Raw genomic sequence first — 20,327 nt, forward strand, 5'->3', positions numbered from 1 at the left:
CTTGCCTCCGGATACTGCAATTCCCGTAAAGGCGCGCGAGCGGTTTTGCGTTGCGGATTGCGCAGGCGTTCCGGCTGCGCATCGTCAACCTCAAGACGAAGGCTTACTGCCGTGGATTGGCTCACCGTCTCAAAAATTCCGATCGGCCCGATCGCCAAGGATGCCGTCAGCTGGCTGACGACGAATGGCAAGGGACTGTTCGACTTCCTGAAAGTCTTCCTGCAAGCCGGCATCGATGCGGTGCTCTTCCTGTTGCAGGGGCCGTTCTCCAGCGCCGGCGGCAAGTTCGGTTATGCGCTGTTCCTCATCGCACTCGTGACAGGTCTCAGCTGGTGGTTCCGCCGTTCGATCGGCGTCGCCGCCTTCACCTTCCTTGGTCTGCTTCTCATCGTGAACCAGGGCTACTGGAAGGAGACGACGGAGACGCTGGCGCTCGTTCTGGCGGCAACCGGCGTCAGCATGGTGGTCGGCGTGCCGCTCGGCATCGCGGCGGCGCGGCGGCCGTGGTTCTATTCGATCCTCCGGCCGATCCTCGACCTCATGCAGACGATCCCGACCTTCGTCTACCTCATCCCGGCGCTGATCCTCTTCGGCCTCGGCATGGTGCCGGGCCTCATCGCCACCGTGATCTTCGCGATCCCGGCGCCGATCCGCCTCACCCGCCTCGGCATCATCTCGACGCCGCCCTCACTGGTGGAGGCCGCCCAGGCCTTCGGCGCAACGCCGGGCCAGGTGCTGCGCAAGGTGGAGCTGCCTTATGCCACGCCGCAGATCATGGCCGGTCTTACCCAGACCATCATGCTGTCGCTGTCGATGGTGGTCATCGCCGCGCTCGTCGGCGCCAAGGGGCTCGGCGTTCCCGTGGTGCGCGCACTCAACACCGTGAACATCTCCATGGGCTTCGAGGCGGGCCTGTGCATCGTGATCCTTGCGATCATCCTCGACCGTCTCTTCCGCGCCGCCGATGATGGAGACGCCAAATGACCGATTCCGTCGTCTTCAAGAACGTTTCCATCATCTTCGGCGATAGCCCGCAGAAGGCGCTCGCCATGGTCGATGCGGGCAAGACCCGCGACGAGATCGGCGCGGAGACCGGCCTGGTGCTCGGCGTGGCGGATGCCACGCTTTCGATCACCGAGGGCGAGATCCTGGTGCTGATGGGCCTTTCCGGCTCCGGCAAGTCGACGCTGCTGCGCGCCGTCAACGGGCTTGCGCCCGTGGTGCGCGGCGATGTGCAGGTGAAGGCCGGGAATGGAACGGTGAACCCCTACACCGCAACCCCGAAGGCGCTGCGCGATTTCCGCATGCACACCGTCTCGATGGTGTTCCAGCAGTTCGCGCTCTTGCCCTGGCGCACGGTCGCGGACAATGTCGGCTTCGGCCTCGAGCTTGCCGGCGTGCCGGATCGGGAGCGCAAGGCACGCGTCGCCGAGCAGCTTGAACTCGTCAACCTCGCCAAATGGGCGGGCCGCAAGGTCAACGAGCTGTCGGGCGGCATGCAGCAGCGCGTCGGACTGGCCCGCGCCTTCGCCACCGGCGCGCCGATCCTGCTCATGGACGAGCCCTTCTCCGCACTCGACCCGCTGATCCGCACGCGCCTTCAGGACGAATTGCTGGAGTTCCAGCGCCGGCTGAAGAAAACCATCCTCTTCGTCAGCCACGACCTCGACGAGGCCTTCCGCATCGGCAACCGCATTGCCATCATGGAAGGCGGGCGCATCATCCAGTGCGGCACACCGCAGGACATCGTCAAGAACCCGGCGAACCAGTATGTCGCGGACTTCGTGCAGAACATGAACCCGATCAACATGCTGACGGCCGGCGACGTGATGCAGCACGGCGCCTCCAGCGATGCCGGCGTGACGGCAACCGCCACGCCGCAGACCCCGCTTGTCGATATCCTCGATGCCATGGCTCGCACGCCCGGCAATGTCGGCGTCGTCGACAACGGCACGGTCGTCGGCACGATCAACGCGCAGGACATCGTGAACGGATTGACGCGGCACCGCCGGCGCGGCTGACAGGCCTTCGTGAAAGGACTAGATAGAGCAGCGCCCCCGCGGGCGCTGCTTTTTTCATGGAAGGACGGGAGCGAGATCATGACCGAGAAGGACAAGCCGAGCGTTCTGCGCGAGACGGACGACGACGCCCGCCGCCTTGCCCGCACGCTCCTGCGCTCCGCCCGCAGTTGCGCACTCGCCGTGAACGAGCCGGAAAGCGGCGCGCCCTTCGCCAGCCGCACGCTCACAGGCACCGACACCGACGGCACACCCGTCATCCTCGTCTCGGCCCTTTCCGTCCACACCCACGCGCTCCGGCGCGACCCGCGCGCCTCGCTTCTGGCAGGCGAGCCCGGCAAGGGCGATCCCCTCGCCCATCCCCGTCTGACGGTTCTCTGCATGGCGGAGGAGGTCGTCCGAGACAGCGCCGCCCATGCGGCGCTGCGCGAACGCTTCATCCGTCGCCATCCCAAGGCGAAACTCTATGTCGATTTCCCCGATTTCGCCTTCTTCCGCCTCGTGCCGCTGCGCGCCCATCTCAACGGCGGCTTCGGCAAGGCCTTCGTGCTGACGGCGGACGACCTTCTGATTCGCTCTCCCGCCCGCGGCGCGCTTGCAGACATGGAGACCGGCGCCGTGGAACACATGAACAGCGACCATGCCGAAGCGGCCGGCATCTACGCCCGCCATTTCTGCGGGGAAAAGGACGGCGACTGGGTCATTGTGGGGCTCGACGCCGCCGGGATCGACCTTGCGAGCGGCGACAAACTGAAGCGCCTCGAGTTCTCACGGGAACTTGATCACGCGACGGAACTTCGCAGCGAGCTTGCGCGTTTGCTTCACGAAGCAAGGGCAGCGGGCTGAACTGCCTGTATTTGCGTGAAATTCGCTTGGCGCACCGTGTTCCGGCCGGAAAAGCGTTTATCGCTATGCGTGCAGGATACCCCCATTTCTGGCTCTTGCTGAGGGGTATTTTGTTTATATGCTAACAAGCGGATTCAAATAAAATCACATAATTTGAAGCGGAAACGCCCAAAGGAGTTTCAGATGGACAAGATTTCAGACGCAGAACATGCGCAGGCCGAGGTTGCATCCGACTTTCTGTCTGCCATGGCAAACCCGAAACGCCTGCTCATCCTGAAGGTCCTGGTCGAGGGCGAAATCGCCGTGGGTACCCTCGCAAACCAGGTCGGCCTCAGCCAGTCGGCGCTGTCGCAGCATCTGTCGAAGCTGCGCGCACAGAACCTCGTGACGACCCGTCGCGATGCCCAGACGATCTACTATTCGAGCAAGTCGGACGCCGTTCTCACGATTCTCGACGCGCTTGACCGCATCTACAGGGTCAATGGCAACGGCGTGACGGAAAAGAAGCTCCGCATCGCCTGACGGACCCAGACGGACCCCGCTTGCAACGCCCCGGCCGAAAGCCGGGGCGTTTTGCTTGGAATCACCCGCTTGACGCCCGGAAGCGCCTTGATAATTTGACCACCGGGTAAAAAATCCATCCGCACCGCCCGTCGGGACGGCCCCCGCTTTCAAAGGCCGAGCATTTCAAGGATCACGGAGAGACCGCATGTCCAACCGCCTCAACACCCCCAACGATCTGCGTGCCTTCTGGATGCCGTTCACGGCAAACCGGCAATTCAAGAAGGAACCGCGCCTCTTCGTCGGCGCCAAGGACATGTATTACACCACCCATGATGGCCGCCAGGTGCTGGATGGCACGGCCGGCCTGTGGTGCGTCAATGCCGGCCACTGTCGCCCGAAGATCACCGAGGCGATCCGCGAACAGGCCGGCGAACTCGACTATGCGCCCGCCTTCCAGCTCGGCCATCCGAAGGCCTTCGAGCTTGCCAACCGCCTCGTCGACATCGCGCCCGAGGGCATGGACCACGTCCTCTACACCAATTCCGGCTCCGAATCGGTCGAGACCGCGCTGAAGGTGGCGCTCGCCTATCATCGCGCCAAGGGCGACGGTGCGCGCTCCCGCCTGATCGGCCGCGAACGCGGCTATCACGGCGTCAATTTCGGCGGCATCTCCGTCGGCGGCATCGTCTCCAACCGCAAGATGTTCGGCAGCCTGCTGACGGGCGTCGACCACATGCCACACACCCATTTCCCCGACAAGAACGCGTTCTCGCGCGGCGAGCCGGAACATGGCGGCGACATCGCCAGCGAACTGCAGCGCATCATCACCCTGCACGACGCCTCCACCATCGCCGCCGTCATCGTCGAGCCGGTTGCCGGCTCGACCGGCGTGCTCATCCCGCCGAAGGGCTATCTCCAGAAGCTGCGCGAGATCTGCACGCAGCACGGCATCCTGCTGATCTTCGACGAGGTCATCACCGGTTTCGGCCGCCTCGGTGCACCCTTTGCTGCGCAGTATTTCGACGTGAAGCCGGACATCATCACCACCGCCAAGGGCCTCACCAACGGCGTGATCCCGATGGGCGCCGTCTTCGTGACCTCCGAGATCCATGATGCCTTCATGAACGGCCCGGAGCACATGATCGAGTTCTTCCACGGCTATACCTATTCCGGCAACCCGATCGCCTGCGCCGCCGCGCTCGGCACGCTCGACACCTACAAGGAAGAAGGCCTGCTGACCCGTGCCGCCGAACTCGCCTCCTATTGGGAGGACGGCCTGCACTCGCTGAAGGACTGCCCTGATGTCATCGACATCAGGAATGTCGGCCTGATCGGCGCCATCGAGCTCGCCTCCATTCCGGGCGAGCCCACCAAACGGGCCTTCAACGCCTTCCTCAAGGCGTACGAAAAAGGCCTGCTCATCCGCACGACGGGCGACATCATCGCACTCTCCCCGCCCCTCATCATCGAGAAGCGGGAGATCGACGAGCTGTTCGGCAAGCTGCGCGAGGTGTTGCAGAACAACATCTGATCCGGGAAACCGATGGGCAGGATGGGATGGCGGCTACGGCCGCCATTTCCGTTTTGATCACAGCCGTCGCAGCCGGCCGGAATAGTGCACGACTTCGCCGATGCCCGGCAGCGCGATCGGCACGTCGAAGCAGAAATCCTCCCCGTCGGCCCATTCGCGTGCCACGCTGCGCGGCGCCAGAGCCAGCGGCATCGTAAGGCCGAAGACGGACCATCCGCGCATCACCATGGTGAGGCCGGCGGCATCCACCGGCAGGTCGAACGAAAACCGCATCGGCCCGAACCGCTCGACGAGCCGCGTCCCCTTCTCGCTGAGTTCGCTTGAAAAGGCACGGCCGGCAAAATCCCGGGTCCAGCGCTCGACGCCGTCCCGCTCCTCGAAGGAGACATGCAGTTCGTGCTCGCCCTCAGGCGGAAAGCGCATGACGTTGCAGACAAGCCGCGCCAACAAGGAACGACCCCGGCGCACGCGCGCCCGGCCGGCGGCACCGGCATCGCCGATCACGTCATGCATCTCCCGCACCGGCTGTGGCATTGCATCATAGGCCGGGCCGATGACACGGCGGTAGAGCGGCACATAAGACCGGCTGTCGATCGCCCGGTGGACCGCAAGCCTTTCGAAATGCGGAGCGAAGTCTTCAAGACGCACCGTGCCGGCCGCCGGCCGTGCACCAGGCGCAAGGCACCCTGCCGCAATGGCATTGGCCAGAACATGGGCCGCGATGGTCGGGATTTCGGGGCCGTCGCCGTTTTCCGCAATCAGCGTGCAGCAGCGCTTCGTCGGCACATCACCCACGATCCCTTTCACCTCCACCGCCATCGCCGAGCGGTCTGTGCCGAAGCGGGCGCTCAGCTTCTGCAGCGGCAGCAGCCAGCGGGAGAAGGGCGAAAGCGAGCGCAGCCATCCCCATTTTACCGGCCAGCTCAGGAGCCAGAGCGTCAGGAGCTGAAAGGAGAATTCAGGGCCCGCACGAAAAATGCCCGCCGGCCGGCCGGGGAGCGATGCCGGGACGATATCGTGGTCCGGCACGTCCGCAAGCGCCACCCGCCGCCGGATGGATGGACGGCCGGGAACCACGTAGTCCTGCCGGTGCAGCCGGTGCCAGCCCGTCTCCTGCCGCCAGCGTCCGCCGCGCCAGAGACGCACCGGCTTTCCGACATAGCTGAGGATTGCCGCCGCCACGGACGCACCGGCCGTCGCCCGGTTCGAAGCGCTGATCGACATTTCGACCGAACACACCCGGCGCATATCTGTCGCAAGCCCTGCGATGATCGCTCCCGAAAGCGCCGGCACGCTGGAACCGCCGGAGATCACCACGACGCCCGCCGCCCGCGCCGCGGCATCCAGCCGGCCGATGCCGCAGACGAAATCCCGCGCATCGGCAAGATCGACATAGTGCACGCCCCGCACGATGCACGCCTCCGCAACGTGGTCGCCGCTGCCCTGAAAAGGGCCTGCCGCATCGATCAGCAAAATCGGATGGTGGTCTTCGAGGAGGGAACCGAGATCGCCATTGCGATCGGCCACCAGCCCCACGGCATTCGGCAAATCCGCGGCGAGACGCGCGGCAGCACCGCCGTCACGGCCGGCGATCAGCACTTCCCAACCATCCGCCGCCAGCCGCCGCGAGAGCCGGGCGCCGAAGCCGCCATAACCGCCGAGAACGATGACGCGCCTCACAACACCCGGTCCGCATCCTCCGGCGCGGGTATCCAGCAGGCATCCCGCCGCCCGAACAGCCTGTAACGGTTGCGCGCCAGCCAGCGGTAGACCGGGTCCCGCAGGGCGCGCGGGATGAACCGCAGCAAGGACAGAGCCTTCCAGGGCCAGCCGAGCCCGGCATAGATCGCCAGCACCGCATCGCTGTCCTTCAGCAACCGGTCGCCGTCCACGATGATCATCGATTCGGGATTGGCGGGATCGATGCCGAAGTGACGATAGAGCGCCGCACCGACCGCATTCTGCATGGAGGCAAGCCGGAACCGCCGGGCACGATCGTGCCGCAGCACGAACTGCGCATTGGCCGAGCAGAGAATGCACTCCGCATCGAAGACGATGATCGGTCCTGCCGCGTCGTTCCGGGTCATACCCTCAACATAGGATGGCGACGACGCGCCATCAATCCGCAACCGCTGCAGAAAGCTGCTTTTCATAGCGCCAGACCTCCAGGTCAAAAGGTCCTTCGGTCGTGCCCAGCCGATGGACGACGGTCGCGGCAAGGTACCAGCCGCATTTCTCGTAAAACCGCGCGGCACGGTGGTTGCCGATCGCGCAGGCGAGCCAGGCGGTCGTCATACCATGGGCGACAAGGCGCCGTTCGGCATCCGCCACAAGCGCCGCAGCAACCCCGCTGCCGCGCCCCGCCGGCGCCACGAAGAGCTGGTCGAGTTCGTCATGCCGGATGGTGCAGAAGCCGAGCACGGCGCCGGGCTCCCCGATGACGCGCGTATCCGCAAGCATGGCTGGCAGGCGGTCGGCAAAGCTCTGCTGCGTGCGCAGGCGGGCCAGCGCGGCCGGAAGCACCGCCGCATGTGCGTCCTGCCACCCCTCGAACCAGAGCTGCGCCAGCGCCCCGATTTCAGAAGATCCCGGTACCCTCGTGGTCCATGCCGGCTGCATCAGTTTCCTCCTCGCTGGCGCAGGCGCACCCAAACCACATTGCGATCGTCCAGGGGCCCTATGCCGGTCACAGCGCCAGCTCACCCTTTTTCCGGCATGCTTTAGCCATGGCCGGATAGGCCTTGCAAGTCCGGGCGCTTTTGGGGCTATTGTGCGCGCCGGAAACCGAGAGGACGAGCCGATGCCGACCACGACCCGCATAGAGAACGACCATCTGTCGGTCGATGTGTCATCGCTCGGCGCAGAAATGCAGTCGATTACGACCCGAGACGCGGCGGAATGGCTATGGAACGGCGACGCCGCCTTCTGGACGGGCCGCTCGCCCGTGCTCTTCCCGATCGTCGGCAAGGCACCCGACGACACGATCCTCATTGACGGCAATCCCCATGCGATGACGCAGCACGGTTTTGCAAGGCGCCGGGAGTTTTCGCTGACCACGGCAAGCGACACGCTCTGCCGCTACAGCCTGGAGGCTTCTGACGAAACCCGCGCCGTCTATCCGTTCGATTTCCTGCTCACCGTCGAGCACAGCCTCGACGGCCCGACCCTTACCGTGGCCGCAGAGGTCGAGAACCGCGGCACGTCCGCCATGCCCTTCGGCTTCGGCTTTCATCCCGCCTTCATCTGGCCCCTGCCCGGTGCAGCGGGAAAGCCGCATGTCGTCACACTCGACAATGGCGGAGAGCCGCAGCGCCAGCCACTGGAAAAAGGCCTGCTGTCGCAAGGCCGCACCGCCTCGCCCTTCTCAGCGGGCCGACTCGTGCTCTCCCCTGATCTCTTCATCGACGACGCCCTGGTTTTCCCCGAAGGCGCGGGCAGCAGCCTGACCTTCCAGGCCGAAGGCGGCCCCGCACTGGCCTTCCGCTTCGAGAACCTGCCGAACCTCGCGCTGTGGACCAAGCCCGGCGCACCGTTCCTCTGCGTCGAGCCCTGGCATGGCACGGCGGCGGAATATGGCGGATCGCGCGAACTGAAAGACAGGCCCTCTACGACAATGCTTGCAGCGGGCGCGCAGGCGCGCTTCGCCTTCACCGTCACCTTCCCGGTCTGAGCCGACACACGCACAATTCGAAGCAACGGCCCTTTTTTCTTGCCGCTACCCCGCTAGAGTCTTCCCGCAATGGAATCGGGAGACTTCGCCATGACCGACTTGGAACGCTTCATCGATCAGGGGACAGGCCGGGAGCCCGCCGATATCGTGCTGAAGGGCGGGCGGTTCTTCGATCTCGTGACAGGCGACCTCGTCGCCTCCGATATCGCCATTTCGGGCGACCGAATCGTCGGCACCTGCGGCGGCTATGAAGGCCGCGAGGAAATCGACATTTCAGGCCGCATCGTCGTGCCCGGTTTCATCGACACGCATCTGCACATCGAATCCTCGCTCGTCACCCCGCACGAATTCGACCGTTGCGTGCTGCCCTATGGCGTGACGACCGTGATCTGCGACCCGCACGAGATCGCCAACGTGCTCGGCACGGAAGGCATCGAGTTCTTCCTCGACAGCGCGCTGGAAACAATCATGGACATCCGCGTGCAGCTATCGAGCTGCGTGCCGGCGACGCATCTGGAGACATCGGGCGCCGACCTTCCGATCGAACGCCTGCTGCCCTTCCGCGACCATCCGAAGGTCATCGGCCTTGCAGAGTTCATGAATTTCCCCGGCGTCATCCACAAGGATCCCGTCTGCCTCGCCAAGCTGGAGGCCTTCCAGGGCAGTCATATCGACGGACATGCGCCGCTGCTCTCCGGCAAGGATCTCAACGGCTATCTTGCCGCCGGCATCCGCACGGAGCACGAGTGCACGACCGCCGAGGAGGCGCTGGAGAAAATCCGCAAGGGCATGCATATCCTCGTGCGCGAGGGCTCGGTCTCCAAGGACCTTCTGGCGCTGCTGCCCGTCATCACCGAGCGTCTCTCACCCTTCATTGCACTGTGCACGGACGACCGCAATCCGCTCGACATCGCCGAACAGGGCCATCTCGACTACATGATCCGCACCGCCATCGGCCATGGGCGCGCGCCGCTCGCCGTCTACCGCGCTGCCTCGATCTCGGCAGCCAAAGCCTTCGGGCTGCGTGACCGCGGCCTCGTCGCGCCCGGCTGGCGCGCCGACCTCGTCGTCATCGACACGCTTGAGAACTGCAAGGCCGAGATGGTCCTTTCCGCCGGTCGCAGGGTGGACGATACGCTCTTTGCGACACGCCGGCCCGTCGCGCCGGTCGGGCTCGACAGCGTCAAGGCCCGCCCGGTCAACGCCGCCCATTTCGCCGTACCCGTCACCGACGGCGAGACGCCCGTGATCGGCGTCCTGCCGGGCAAGATCATCACCGAACATCGCCGCTATCGGTTGCCCGCCAGGGGCAACCAGACGACCGTCGATCTGGCGCAGGACATCATCAAGGTCGCCGTCATCGAGCGCCACGGCAAGAACGGCAACCACGCCAATGGCTTCGTACAGGGCTTCGGGCTGAAGAAGGGCGCCATCGCGTCGACGGTCGGCCACGACAGCCACAATATCTGCGTCGTCGGCGTCGACGAGGACGACATGGCGCTCGCCGCCAACCGTCTCGGCGAGATCAAGGGCGGCTTCGTGGTCGTGGAGGACGGCAAGGTAACGGGCGAGATCGCACTGCCCGTCGCCGGCCTGATGAGCCTGGAACCCTACGAAACCGTCCGCGACACGCTGCACCACCTGCGCCAGGCCGCCTTCGCGCTGGGCGCCACACTGGAGGAGCCCTTCCTCCAGCTCGCCTTCCTGCCGCTGCCCGTGATCCCGCATCTCAAGATTTCGGACCGTGGAATGGTGGATGTGGACCGGTTCATGCTGATGGATTGAACTGCAGCTCTCGACTTTCCGGGAGACACTCCTTCGCCCAAAAGCGGCCGTTGCGACAAGGCCAGCCGAATAACGGATTGCGCTGAAGACGACTGCGCGGAACTCGGTAAATTCTGCGGCAAAACCGATCCGGAAGGCCGGAATGCCGACCGTATTTACTTACAAGGACCTCAAGTTCTTCTTCTGTTCGAACGAAGCGATCCGAGGGGCCCCTTGCACATACATGTCAGGGGCGGCGGCGCCACTGCGAAAGAGTGGTTGGAGCCGTCGATCGGCGTCGCGGAAAGCCATGGCTTCAACAGCGAGGAGCTTTCTTCCATCCTGCGCCTTGTCATCGACAACAGACAGCTTATCGAGACGACGTGGCGTGAATATTTCAGCAACTGAGATTCACCTCAACGATGATACGATGTGGGTATCGCTGGATGATGGCCGGACGCTTGGTACTCCCCTTGCCTGGTTGCCTCGCCTTCTCGCTGCAAACAAAGCCGCACGTCTAAGGTTACGAACTCAGCACGGGCGGCATTCACTGGGATAGCCTGGACGAAGACATCTCGATTGCCGGGTTCCTTGCCGGCCGCGGCGATCAGACACTGAAACGCCCGGCCGCCCGATCTTCACAGCTGCATGCATGCCATATCGAGCCCGTCCAGCTCGATCGCCCCGTCCTTCAGCTTTGCACCGAAACCCGGCACCGAAAGCGGTGCGCCAAGCTTCAGCGACTTGGCCGGCGCGAATTCGGCCTTTTCATGCGTCAGGTTGAAGACGAAGAGCAGTTTCTCGCCGCCCTTCTCGCGGGTGAAGGCAAGGATGTCGTGGTTGGAGTGCAGGAAGGCCATGTCGCCGTCGTGCAGAACCTCGTGCTCCCTGCGGAAGGCGAGTGTGGCGCGGTAGTGGTTGAGCACCGAACCGGCGGTCTTCTCCTGCAGGTCGACGGCAAGCCGCGCATGGTCCTCCGGCACCGGCAGCCAGGGTTTTCCGGCGCTGAAGCCGGCATGGGCCTCGCCATGTTGCCAGGGCATCGGCGTACGGCATCCGTCGCGGCCCTTGAAGGCTGGCCAGAAGCGGATGCCATAGGGATCACGCAGGTCCTCGAAGGCGAGGTCGGCTTCGGTGAGGCCGAGTTCCTCGCCCTGGTAGAGGCAGATCGAACCACGCAAGGTCGACAGCAGGGTGATGGCGAGCTTGGCGACGCGTTCGCGCTCTTCCGGCGCCCGGATGAAGCGGCTGACATGGCGGTTGACGTCGTGATTGGAAAAAGCCCAGCAGACCCAGCCATCCGTTACCGCGCGCTGAAAGCCCTGGACGCATTTGCGGACGTGATCGGCGGTGAAATCGGGCCCGAGAAGATCGAACGTGTAGCACATGTGCAGCTTGTCGCCACCGCTCGTGTAATCGGCGACGGTCTTCAGCGAGCGCGCACCATCGCCCACCTCGCCCACCGTCGCACGACCTTCGTATTCGTCGAGCAGCGCGCGAAAACGCTTCAGGAAATCGACGTTCTCCGGCTGCGTCTTGTCGTAGCGATGGGTCTGCATTCCGTAGGGATTGACATCGGGCGCATCGAGGCCGGTCGCCTCCGGGTCGGGCTCGTGCGGCGGGTTGTCGCGCAACTTCCTGTCGTGGAAGTAGAAATTCACCGTGTCGAGGCGGAAGCCGTCCACGCCGCGATCCAGCCAGAAGCGCACGGTCTTCAAAAGCGCGTCCTGCACATCCGGATTGTGGAAGTTGAGATCGGGCTGCGAGGTCAGGAAGTTGTGCATGTAGTATTGCTTGCGCACACCGTCCCATTCCCAGCCCGGCCCGCCGAAGATCGACAGCCAGTTGTTGGGCGCCGTGCCGTCCGGCTTGGGATCGGCCCAGACATACCAGTCCGCCTTTGGATTGCCCCGGCTGGAGCGGCTTTCGACGAACCAGGGATGCTGGTCCGACGTGTGCGAGATCACCTGGTCGATGATGACCTTGAGGCCGAGGCGATGGGCCTCCGCCAGCATCGCGTCGAAATCGGCGAGCGTGCCGAACATCGGGTCGACGTCGCAATAGTCGGAGACGTCATAGCCCATGTCCGCCATCGGCGACTTGAAGAAGGGCGAGAGCCAGATCGCATCAACGCCGAGCGAGGCGATGTGCCCGAGCCGTTTCGTGATGCCCCGGAGATCTCCCATGCCGTCGCCGGTCGTATCCTGGAAGGAACGGGGATAGACCTGATAGATCACCGCGCCGCGCCACCAATCGTCGACCGTCCTACGGGGCTTCGCCATGCCTTTTCGCTCCGGTTACCAGTTGCCTTCGGCAAGATGTAACGCGGCCCCCGCAGGCCGTAAACGGCAGCCCCCCGATTTTTCGAAGGTTGACGCAAGCCGGGTCGATCGGGATGATGCCGGCAAATTCCAGAGAGAAGGTTGACCCCATGACCGATGCCGTCACCCTTTCCCCGCAGGACGCACGCGACCTTGCCCGAACGGCGCTGATACGCGTCGGCATGGTGGAGACCGCAGCCACGGCCCTTGCCGACGCCACCGTGGATGCCGAAATGGCGGGCAAGAGCGCGATCGGCTTTGCACATCTGACGGATTACCTGCGCGGCCTTGTCGATGGACGGATTACCGGACGGGCGGAACCGCTCCTCACCTCCCCGGTTCCCGCCATCGTGAAATGCGACGCGATGGGCGGCGTGGCCCAGCATGGCTTTTCGATCGCCCACGAGGAACTGGTAACGAAGGCGAAGGCGTTCGGCGTCGCCGTCTTCACCGTCCAGAACAGTTACACCACCGGTGAACTCGGCTGGTATGCCGCGCAGCTTGCCCGGGAAGGTCTTGTCGCGATCGCGGCAACCAACGGGCCGGCGTTGCTGGCCGGCGCAGGCAGCCGCCTGCCCGTCTACTGCACCAACCCGCTGGCCTTCGCCGCCCCGCTCGCCGACGGGCGCTTCCTGCTGGTCGACCAGGCTTCCAGCGCCACCGCCTATGTGAAGATCCGTGAGGCGGCCGCCCGGGGCGAAACCATTCCCGCGGGGTGGGCGCTCGACCAGGAGGGGGAGCCGACCACCGATCCCTTCGCCGCAATGAAGGGGGCCCTGCTCGCCTTCGGCGGAACGCGCGGCGCCAATGTCGCCCTCATGGTGGAAGTGCTCGCCGCCGGCCTCACCGGCGCAAACTGGTCGCTGGATGCCCCGGACTTCCAGGCGGGCGAGGCTTCCCCCGGCGTCGGCCTCTTCATCCTCGCGCTCGCCCCGCAGCTTCTCGCCGACGGTTTCTCCGCCCGCTTCGCCGACCAGGTGGAACGGCTTTCCAGCATCTATGGCGTGCACATCCCCGGCCTCGACCGCGTGGAGCGGCAACGGCAGGCGGAAAGCGGCGGTATCGTCTTGCCCCGCCAACTCTTTGACAGTATTTCCTCTTTCCGGCGCAACTAGAGCGTTTTGTAGTGACCGTATTTTCCAGGACAGAAGCAACGCAGCTTCATCCGGAAATGCGCGGGTCGGGAGGACTTTCGGATATGGCGGCACGCCTGCTGACGATCGGCGAATGCATGGTGGAACTGATGCAGGCCGAAGGTGGCCTCATGCGCAAGAGCTTTGCCGGCGACACGTTCAACACCGCCTACTATGCCCGCCAGTACCTGCCGGCCGACTGGAGCGTCGATTATTTCTCGGCCGTCGGCACCGACATGATCTCCGACGAAATGCTGGCCTTCATGGATGGACACCACATCGGCACGCAGCATATGGCGCGCATCGAGGGCCGCTCGCCCGGCCTTTACATGATCCACTTGAAGGACGGCGAACGCAGCTTCTCCTACTGGCGCTCCGTCTCGGCAGCAAAGCTTCTGGCGCGCGACGGCGACCGGTTGCGCGCCGCCGTCGACGCCTCGGACATCGTCGTGTTTTCCGGCATCACGCTGGCGATCCTGCCGGAGGAAGATGTCGAAACGCTGCTCGCCGAACTCAGGCGTGCCAAGGCCGCGGGAAAACGCGTCGCCTTCGACCCGAACATCCGCCCGCGTCTTTGGGACGATGCCGAGCGCATGCGCGCGACGATCACCGCGGGCGCGCGCGCCGCAACGCTGGTCATGCCGAGCCTCGACGACGAGACGACGCATTTCGGCGATTCCGGCCTCGAGGAGACCATCGCGCGCTACCGGGCGCTCGGCGTCGCCGAGCTGGTCGTGAAGGACGGCGCAGAGGGCGCAACCCTTGTCTTCGGCGAAAAGCGCAGTCATGCCCCCTCCGCCCGGGTGGAAAAGATCGTCGATACGACCAGTGCCGGCGACAGCTTCAACGGCGCCTTCCTCGCCCGCCTTGCGACGGGGGCATCGCCGGAAGAGGCCGCCCGCTTCGCCGCGGATGTCGCAGCTGCCGTCATCCAGCATCACGGTGCCCTGGTGGCAAGGGACAAGCTACCGAACGGCTGATTGATCGGGTCGGTGCCAAAATCGATCGGTCGGGCGCCAACACGGGCGCAAATCCGCCCTAGTCTTTTCCTGTCTCTCATCAAGGACAGGATCGATCCATGACGACACCACGCTTCGTCGCGGCGCTTGCCGCCACGCTTTCCCTTTGCTCACCGGCAGCACAAGCGGCCGATTTTACCGTTACCAGCAAGGCCTTCGCCTCCGGAACCGTCCAGCCGCCCCAGTTCGCCAACATCATGGGCTGTACCGGCGAAAATCTCTCGCCGGACATCCAGTGGTCGAACGCACCGGAGGGTACCCGCAGCTTTGTCGTGACGATCTACGACAAGGATGCACCAACCGGCTCGGGCTGGTGGCACTGGGTCGTGGTGGACCTGCCTGCCGGCGCCACGTCGCTTGCCGCCGGTGCGGGCAGCGGAAAGGCCGCACTGCCCGCAGGCGCGCGCATGACACCGACGGACATGGGCACACCGGGCTTTCTTGGCGCCTGCCCGCCGCAAGGGCCGGAACACGACTATACGATCACGGTGAAGGCGCTTGGCATCGACAAACTGCCCGTACCGGACAATGCCACGCCCGCCATGGTCGGTTTCGTCAGCACCATGAACGCACTCGCCACCGCCACCCTCTCGGCGAAGGGCAGACGCTGACGGCAGGCGTCTTGTCCTGGCCCGCCGAGGCGCGATAGGCTCGGGCACGAGACTGGATGGACCAGATGAAGATCGCCATACGCCCCGATATCGGCGCCTCGGCCCGCATCGTGCAGTACAACCGGCTGCGATACGCCAATATCCTGATCAATCGCCCACTCCTCATCCTCGTCGAGCACGGGACAAAAATCCTGCGCAGCGGCGAGGAGGAATGGGTGGTGCCGGCGGGCGGCTGCATTGCACTTGCGCAGGGCGAGACCTTCGACGTGGTGAATGCCGCCGATGGCGAGCGCGCTTACGAGGCCCGCTGGATCGCCTTCGAGCCCGACACCGTCGCGGCCTTTGCCGGAAAGCCCGGCAAAGGCCAACCCTTCCCGCGCGCCTTCCCTGTCCTGAGCATGCACAAGGGCTTTCGCGGCGCCTTTGCCGATTGCGCACGGGCAATCGGGGACCCCGACAGCACCCCCGCCGAGATCGTCCGCCACCGTATCGATGAACTCCTGCTCTGGCTCGATCTTTCAGGGGCGCGATTTGCGATGCCAAGGCCGGCTCTCTTCAGCGAGCGCGTGCGCGACCTCATCTCCAGCGATCCGCAGGGCGACTGGACGAGTGCCCGCATCTGCACGTCCACCGGCGTCAGCGAGGCAACGCTGCGGCGCAGGCTTGCAGCAGAAAAATGGTCGTTCCAGACGCTCCTGATCGACGTGCGCATGTCGGTCGCCATGCAGCTCCTGCAATCGACGGAACTCTCGGTCCTGCGCATCGCGGACGCAGTCGGCTATGAATCGCAATCCCGCTTTGCGGCGCGGTTTCGCGCGCGCTTCGGCTTCGCACCGAGCGCAATCCGCGGGCACATCAGGCCAGATCCGGGCGTCAGCGCTTCTTCTTCGCCTTTGACGCGAACGGATTGTCCGTCGCCCTGAAGTGGATGCGGATCGGCACGCCCGGCAGATTGAAGTCGTTGCGCAGGCCGTTCGTCAGGTAGCGGATATAGGATTCCGGCAGCGCATCAGGGCGCGTGCAGGAGATCATGAAGCCCGGCGGACGAGCCTTCACCTGCGTCATATATTTCAGCTTCAGGCGGCGGCCTGAAACGGCCGGCGGCGGATGTTGCGTCTGCTGCGCATCCAGCCAGCGATTGAGCTTGGCGGTGGAGATGCGGCGGTTCCAGGTGCGGTCCGTGTCGATGACGGCCTGCATCAGCTTGTCGAGACCGCGGCCGGTCTGGCCGGACACCGGCACGGCGCGGATGCCGCGTGCCTGCGGCAAGAGGCGGTCGGTCTTCTCACGCAGCTCCGCAAGCACGGCCTGCGGGTCGTCGATCAGGTCCCATTTGTTGAAGGCGAGCACGGCGGCGCGGCCCTCGCGCAGCACGAGGTCGACGATCTGGAGATCCTGCTTCTCGAAGGGAATGGTCGCATCGAAGACGATGACGACGGTCTCGGCAAAGCGGATGGCGCGCAGGCCATCGGCGACGGAAAGCTTCTCCAGCTTTTCCTGCACCTTCGCCTTACGCCGCATGCCGGCCGTGTCGAACATCTTGATCGTCCGGCCTTTCCAGTCCCATTCGACGGAAATCGAATCGCGCGTGATGCCGGCCTCCGGGCCGGTCAGCAGCCGGTCCTCGCCGAGGAAGCGGTTGATCAGCGTGGACTTGCCGGCGTTCGGGCGGCCGACGATGGCGACGCGCAGCGGCTTCGTCTCGTCATATTCCGGTTCGAAATCCTCGTCCTGCTCTGCGCCTTCGGCGGCAGCTTCCGCACGCACGTCAACATCGGTGACGGCCTCGTCGTCTTCGGGATAGGCGCGCTCCTCGCCAATCGCCGCGACGATGGCGTCGCGCAGGTCGAGCATGCCCTGACCGTGCTCGGCGGAAATCGCCGTCGGTTCGCCAAGGCCGAGCGTATAGGAATCGTAGAAGCCCCCGTCGGAGCCACGCGCTTCCGACTTGTTGGCGACGAGCACGACGGGCTTGCCCTTGCGGCGCAGCATGTCGGCGAGCGCCGTATCGACGGGGGTCAGGCCCGTCTTGGCATCGACGACGAAGAGCGACAGGTCGGCCTCGTCGATCGCCGCCTCCGTCTGGGCACGCATGCGGCCCTGCAGCGTCTCGGGCGCAGCCTCTTCGAGGCCGGCGGTGTCGATAATGCGGAATTTCAGGTCGATGAGGCGCGCATCGCCCGGGCGGCGGTCCCGCGTGACGCCGGGCGTGTCGTCGACAAGCGCGAGCTTCTTGCCCACGAGCCTGTTGAACAGGGTGGACTTGCCGACATTGGGGCGTCCGACAATGGCGACGGTGAAGCTCATGGATGTGTTCCGTTTCGGTGGCCGGCTAAATCAATTCCGGTAAAAGGGCGAAGCGGTCTTTCATCCGGAACTGCATAAAAACGATACGAGATCAGGAGGACAGCTTGCCGCTTGCGGCGATCAGGTCAAGCAGCATCTGCGCCCGGTTGGCGACATTGCGCGGGCTTTCGCTGTCGGCGATGATTGCGTCGAACCATTCCTTGGCCCGCGCATAGTCCTCGTGCTTGAAGGCGGACAGGCCGAGAACCTCGCGTGCGGAGTGGCGCAGCGCGCTCTGGGGCGTCGCAAGCTGCTCGGCTTCGGCGGAAACCTGATCATAGGTGCCGCTATCGACGAGAAGGTAGGCGGCACGAAGACGCGCGGCATCGCGCAGCGCCTGCGGTACGGAGCTGTCCTTTGCGATTGCCGTGAAGGCATTGACGGCACCCTGCGCGTCCGTCGTCGCCAGCAGCGAGGCGGAGCGCATGCGTGCCAGCACCGGATAGGAGCCGAAGCCGTCCTTTTCCAGCGCGGTCAGCGCGGCGAGCGCCTCTTCGTTCTTGCCGTCGCGGGCGAGCGTCAGGGCAGCAAGGAAGCTGTCGCCGGCTGCAGAAGCCTCGCTGTCGCGCCAGTAATCGTAGCTCACCTTGCCGATCGTGCCGAGGACGACGAGGACGGCGGCGCCGATGAGGATGCGACCGAAACGCTTCCACACCAGACGCATCTGGTCGGAGCGCAGTTCCTCGTTCACCTCACGGATAAAGCTGTCGTCCTGATTTGCCATGTTCTGCCCGGCTCGAATTCACGCTTAAAGTTAGCGCCTTCTACCCCATTTTGACGGCGTTGTAAGGGGGCAGGCGCGAAAAGCCGGGGATCAGGCGATGATCATGGCAGGGGCGGAACGCCGATCACCCATTCGTGAAGCTTGAAGACGATCGCGACATAGAGCGCGAGGCCGACGACGATGGAGATCAGGTCATATTTCGCCGAGACGAAAACCGGCAGCTTCGTCTCCCCGGCGGCGATGCGCTTCTTCAGCGTGATGCGCAGGATGACCGCCCAGGCGAGGATCGTCACGAAGAGCAGTACCGAATAGCTTTCGCCGTTCGCCAGAAGATGCGCCAGCGCCCAGGTCTTGATGGCGATGAGCAGCGGGAACTTCAGCTTCGTGCGGATATGCCCCGCCGGCAGCAAGCCGGCGACGAGACAGATCGAGGCGATCAGCATCAGCGTCAGCGCGATATGCGACAGGAAGGTCGGCGGGAAATAAAGCATCTCGCCGCCGTTCTCGCGCGCGTCGACGAAGCCATAGGCGATGAGCACGAGGCTGAGCAGCGAGACGATGCCATGCAGGGCCATCCAGCCCGGCTTGCCGAGGACGGCGATGCCGGCATTGCGCAGGCCCGGCGCAAAGGGCCGCAGAAGATGGGTGGCGATGAAAAGAACAAGACCGGCGATGAGCAACGTCATGAAAATGCCCCTTGAAGAAAGCGCGGCCCGCGGCCGTTTCTTCTGGAATAGCTTCCGCAAGGCGACAATTCCAGCCCGATCAAAGGATTGCCGCATTCGCAAACCATGAAAACCCCTTTGCAAATTGTCGCGGGTAGCCATGTCGTCCTCAGTCTCGTCCCGAATTGTCCTCCTTCCCCTCGCCGCCGCGCTCGCCGCCGGCCCGGCCCTTGCTAAGGACGACGCAGTCGAGACCGCAAAGCCCAAGCAGCTCGTCATCGTCTCCTTCGACGGGGCACACGACAATCTCCTGTGGGAGAAGAGCCGCGCCATGGCGAAACGCACCGGCGCGCATTTCACCTACTTCCTCTCCTGCACCTTCCTGTTCCCGAAGGACGAGCGCGCGACCTACCAGGCGCCGCATGAAAAGCGCGGGCGCTCCAATGTCGGCTTCTCCCAGGACCGGGAGGAGACGATCCTGCGCCTCGGCGAGATCTGGCTGGCAAAGCTCGAGGGCCACGATATCGGCAGCCACGCCTGCGGCCATTTCGACGGCGGCAAGTGGAGCACGGAGGACTGGAAGAGCGAATTCACCTTCTTCCACGAGACGCTGAAGAACGCCTGGCAGAATGCCGGTGTCGGCGAACGGGAGCCGGCGGACTGGCAGCGTTTCGTCACGGAGGACATCAAGGGCTTTCGCGCGCCCTATCTTTCGGCCGGCAGCGGACTGGTCAAGGCGCTGGAGGCACATGGCTTCACCTACGATGCCAGCCTCGTCTCGAAGGGGCCTGCCATGCCGGTCGCTAGCGGCACGGTCGCTCGTTTCGCCCTGCCCCTCGTGCCGGAAGGCGCGGCACGGCGCCCGGTCATCGCCATGGACTACAATCTCTATGTCCGCCACTCCAAGGGCAAGGAAGCGCCGGAAAAGAGCGCCGCCTTCGAGGAAAGCACGCTTCAGGCCTACCGCGACGCCTTCACGAAGCAATATGACGGCGGGCGCATCCCCCTCCAGCTCGGCTTCCATTTCGTGGAGATGAATGCCGGCGCCTACTGGCGCGCGCTCGACCGTTTCCTGACGGAGACCTGCGGCAAACAGGACGTCGCTTGCGTCAGCTATGTTGAGGCGATGGACATTCTCGCAAACGAGAAGAAGGCGGCCGGAGCCGCCCTCTGAT

The 20,327-nt window shown here is 64.7% G+C and carries 21 protein-coding genes; 14 read left to right on the forward strand and 7 right to left on the reverse strand.

Features of this window, described 5'->3' with window-relative positions:
• Positions 1 to 111: 111 nt before the first annotated feature.
• The 5 genes from choW (at position 112) to K0P03_RS13360 (ending at position 4,899) form a co-directional block, all read left to right on the forward strand.
• Complete coding sequence (gene choW, locus K0P03_RS13340; protein ID WP_023515623.1) at positions 112 to 984, forward strand: choline ABC transporter permease subunit; 873 nt, start codon at positions 112 to 114, stop codon at positions 982 to 984.
• Positions 981 to 2,021 carry a choline ABC transporter ATP-binding protein gene (choV, locus tag K0P03_RS13345; protein WP_272789837.1) on the forward strand — a complete coding sequence of 347 codons (1,041 nt, stop codon included), beginning with the start codon at positions 981 to 983 and terminating at the stop codon, positions 2,019 to 2,021. The genes choW and choV overlap by 4 nt, the downstream gene beginning before the upstream one ends.
• A 78-nt stretch (positions 2,022 to 2,099) precedes the next feature.
• A complete protein-coding gene (locus tag K0P03_RS13350) occupies positions 2,100 to 2,864 on the forward strand; it encodes a HugZ family pyridoxamine 5'-phosphate oxidase (protein WP_272789838.1) in 765 nt (254 codons plus the stop codon).
• Positions 2,865 to 3,047: 183 nt separating this feature from the next.
• Complete coding sequence (locus tag K0P03_RS13355) at positions 3,048 to 3,386, forward strand: ArsR/SmtB family transcription factor (protein WP_024270165.1); 339 nt, start codon at positions 3,048 to 3,050, stop codon at positions 3,384 to 3,386.
• A 187-nt stretch (positions 3,387 to 3,573) separates the two neighbouring features.
• Positions 3,574 to 4,899 carry an aspartate aminotransferase family protein gene (locus tag K0P03_RS13360; protein WP_130517287.1) on the forward strand — a complete coding sequence of 442 codons (1,326 nt, stop codon included), beginning with the start codon at positions 3,574 to 3,576 and terminating at the stop codon, positions 4,897 to 4,899.
• Between the two features lie 57 nt (positions 4,900 to 4,956).
• Here the strand turns inward: K0P03_RS13360 and K0P03_RS13365 are convergent, their stop codons facing one another.
• Genes K0P03_RS13365 through K0P03_RS13375 form a run of 3 tightly spaced genes read right to left on the reverse strand, consistent with a single transcriptional unit; the run spans position 4,957 to position 7,518 of the window.
• Positions 4,957 to 6,579: an SDR family oxidoreductase gene (locus tag K0P03_RS13365; RefSeq protein WP_272789839.1), complete on the reverse strand. Its 1,623-nt coding sequence runs from the start codon at positions 6,577 to 6,579 to the stop codon at positions 4,957 to 4,959.
• Positions 6,576 to 6,986, reverse strand: coding sequence for a thiol-disulfide oxidoreductase DCC family protein (locus K0P03_RS13370; protein ID WP_037405741.1), 411 nt, complete (start codon positions 6,984 to 6,986; stop codon positions 6,576 to 6,578). The genes K0P03_RS13365 and K0P03_RS13370 overlap by 4 nt, the downstream gene beginning before the upstream one ends.
• 31 nt (positions 6,987 to 7,017) lie before the next feature.
• Positions 7,018 to 7,518 (reverse strand): GNAT family N-acetyltransferase, encoded by a 501-nt coding sequence (locus tag K0P03_RS13375; protein ID WP_272789840.1) that lies wholly within the window; start codon positions 7,516 to 7,518, stop codon positions 7,018 to 7,020.
• Positions 7,519 to 7,699: 181 nt separating this feature from the next.
• Here K0P03_RS13375 and K0P03_RS13380 point away from each other — a divergent pair, with 181 nt between their 5' ends.
• The 4 genes from K0P03_RS13380 (at position 7,700) to K0P03_RS35600 (ending at position 10,892) form a co-directional block, all read left to right on the forward strand.
• Complete coding sequence (locus tag K0P03_RS13380; RefSeq protein WP_272789841.1) at positions 7,700 to 8,569, forward strand: aldose 1-epimerase family protein; 870 nt, start codon at positions 7,700 to 7,702, stop codon at positions 8,567 to 8,569.
• A gap of 90 nt (positions 8,570 to 8,659) precedes the next feature.
• Positions 8,660 to 10,354, forward strand: coding sequence for an adenine deaminase (gene ade / locus K0P03_RS13385; RefSeq protein WP_272789842.1), 1,695 nt, complete (start codon positions 8,660 to 8,662; stop codon positions 10,352 to 10,354).
• A 183-nt stretch (positions 10,355 to 10,537) separates the two neighbouring features.
• The gene (locus tag K0P03_RS13390) at positions 10,538 to 10,741 is read left to right on the forward strand and encodes a DUF4160 domain-containing protein (RefSeq protein WP_443020581.1); all 204 of its coding nucleotides are present in this window, start codon (positions 10,538 to 10,540) and stop codon (positions 10,739 to 10,741) included.
• 22 nt (positions 10,742 to 10,763) lie between these two features.
• Positions 10,764 to 10,892 carry a DUF2442 domain-containing protein gene (locus tag K0P03_RS35600; protein WP_336314293.1) on the forward strand — a complete coding sequence of 43 codons (129 nt, stop codon included), beginning with the start codon at positions 10,764 to 10,766 and terminating at the stop codon, positions 10,890 to 10,892.
• Between the two features lie 79 nt (positions 10,893 to 10,971).
• Here the strand turns inward: K0P03_RS35600 and bglA are convergent, their stop codons facing one another.
• Entirely contained in the window at positions 10,972 to 12,615 is a 1,644-nt protein-coding gene (gene bglA / locus K0P03_RS13400) for a beta-galactosidase BglA (protein ID WP_272789843.1), read from the reverse strand.
• Between the two features lie 149 nt (positions 12,616 to 12,764).
• Here bglA and K0P03_RS13405 point away from each other — a divergent pair, with 149 nt between their 5' ends.
• The 4 genes from K0P03_RS13405 to K0P03_RS13420 all read left to right on the forward strand — a co-directional run bounded on the left by K0P03_RS13405 (position 12,765) and on the right by K0P03_RS13420 (position 16,340).
• On the forward strand, positions 12,765 to 13,769 hold the full coding sequence (locus tag K0P03_RS13405) for an Ldh family oxidoreductase (protein WP_272789844.1): 1,005 nt from the start codon (positions 12,765 to 12,767) through the stop codon (positions 13,767 to 13,769).
• An 83-nt stretch (positions 13,770 to 13,852) separates the two neighbouring features.
• A complete protein-coding gene (locus K0P03_RS13410) occupies positions 13,853 to 14,767 on the forward strand; it encodes a sugar kinase (protein WP_272789845.1) in 915 nt (304 codons plus the stop codon).
• A 98-nt stretch (positions 14,768 to 14,865) separates the two neighbouring features.
• Positions 14,866 to 15,417: a YbhB/YbcL family Raf kinase inhibitor-like protein gene (locus K0P03_RS13415; protein WP_272789846.1), complete on the forward strand. Its 552-nt coding sequence runs from the start codon at positions 14,866 to 14,868 to the stop codon at positions 15,415 to 15,417.
• A gap of 65 nt (positions 15,418 to 15,482) precedes the next feature.
• The gene (locus tag K0P03_RS13420; protein ID WP_272789847.1) at positions 15,483 to 16,340 is read left to right on the forward strand and encodes an AraC family transcriptional regulator; all 858 of its coding nucleotides are present in this window, start codon (positions 15,483 to 15,485) and stop codon (positions 16,338 to 16,340) included.
• Here the strand turns inward: K0P03_RS13420 and der are convergent.
• From der to K0P03_RS13435, 3 genes are all read right to left on the reverse strand, one after another.
• On the reverse strand, positions 16,291 to 17,724 hold the full coding sequence (der, locus tag K0P03_RS13425; RefSeq protein WP_023515065.1) for a ribosome biogenesis GTPase Der: 1,434 nt from the start codon (positions 17,722 to 17,724) through the stop codon (positions 16,291 to 16,293). The two genes, K0P03_RS13420 and der, sit on opposite strands and share 50 nt — an antisense overlap.
• A gap of 91 nt (positions 17,725 to 17,815) precedes the next feature.
• Complete coding sequence (locus K0P03_RS13430; protein ID WP_023515064.1) at positions 17,816 to 18,487, reverse strand: tetratricopeptide repeat protein; 672 nt, start codon at positions 18,485 to 18,487, stop codon at positions 17,816 to 17,818.
• A gap of 101 nt (positions 18,488 to 18,588) precedes the next feature.
• Positions 18,589 to 19,173, reverse strand: a complete 585-nt coding sequence (locus K0P03_RS13435; protein WP_023515063.1) for an NnrU family protein — start codon at positions 19,171 to 19,173, stop codon at positions 18,589 to 18,591.
• Positions 19,174 to 19,312: 139 nt separating this feature from the next.
• Between K0P03_RS13435 and K0P03_RS13440 the strand changes: the two genes are divergently transcribed.
• Positions 19,313 to 20,326: a polysaccharide deacetylase gene (locus K0P03_RS13440; RefSeq protein WP_050744154.1), complete on the forward strand. Its 1,014-nt coding sequence runs from the start codon at positions 19,313 to 19,315 to the stop codon at positions 20,324 to 20,326.
• The last annotated feature ends 1 nt before the right edge of the window (position 20,327 follow it).

This window comes from Shinella sp. HY16, assembly GCF_028534175.1.
GTDB lineage: Bacteria > Pseudomonadota > Alphaproteobacteria > Rhizobiales > Rhizobiaceae > Shinella.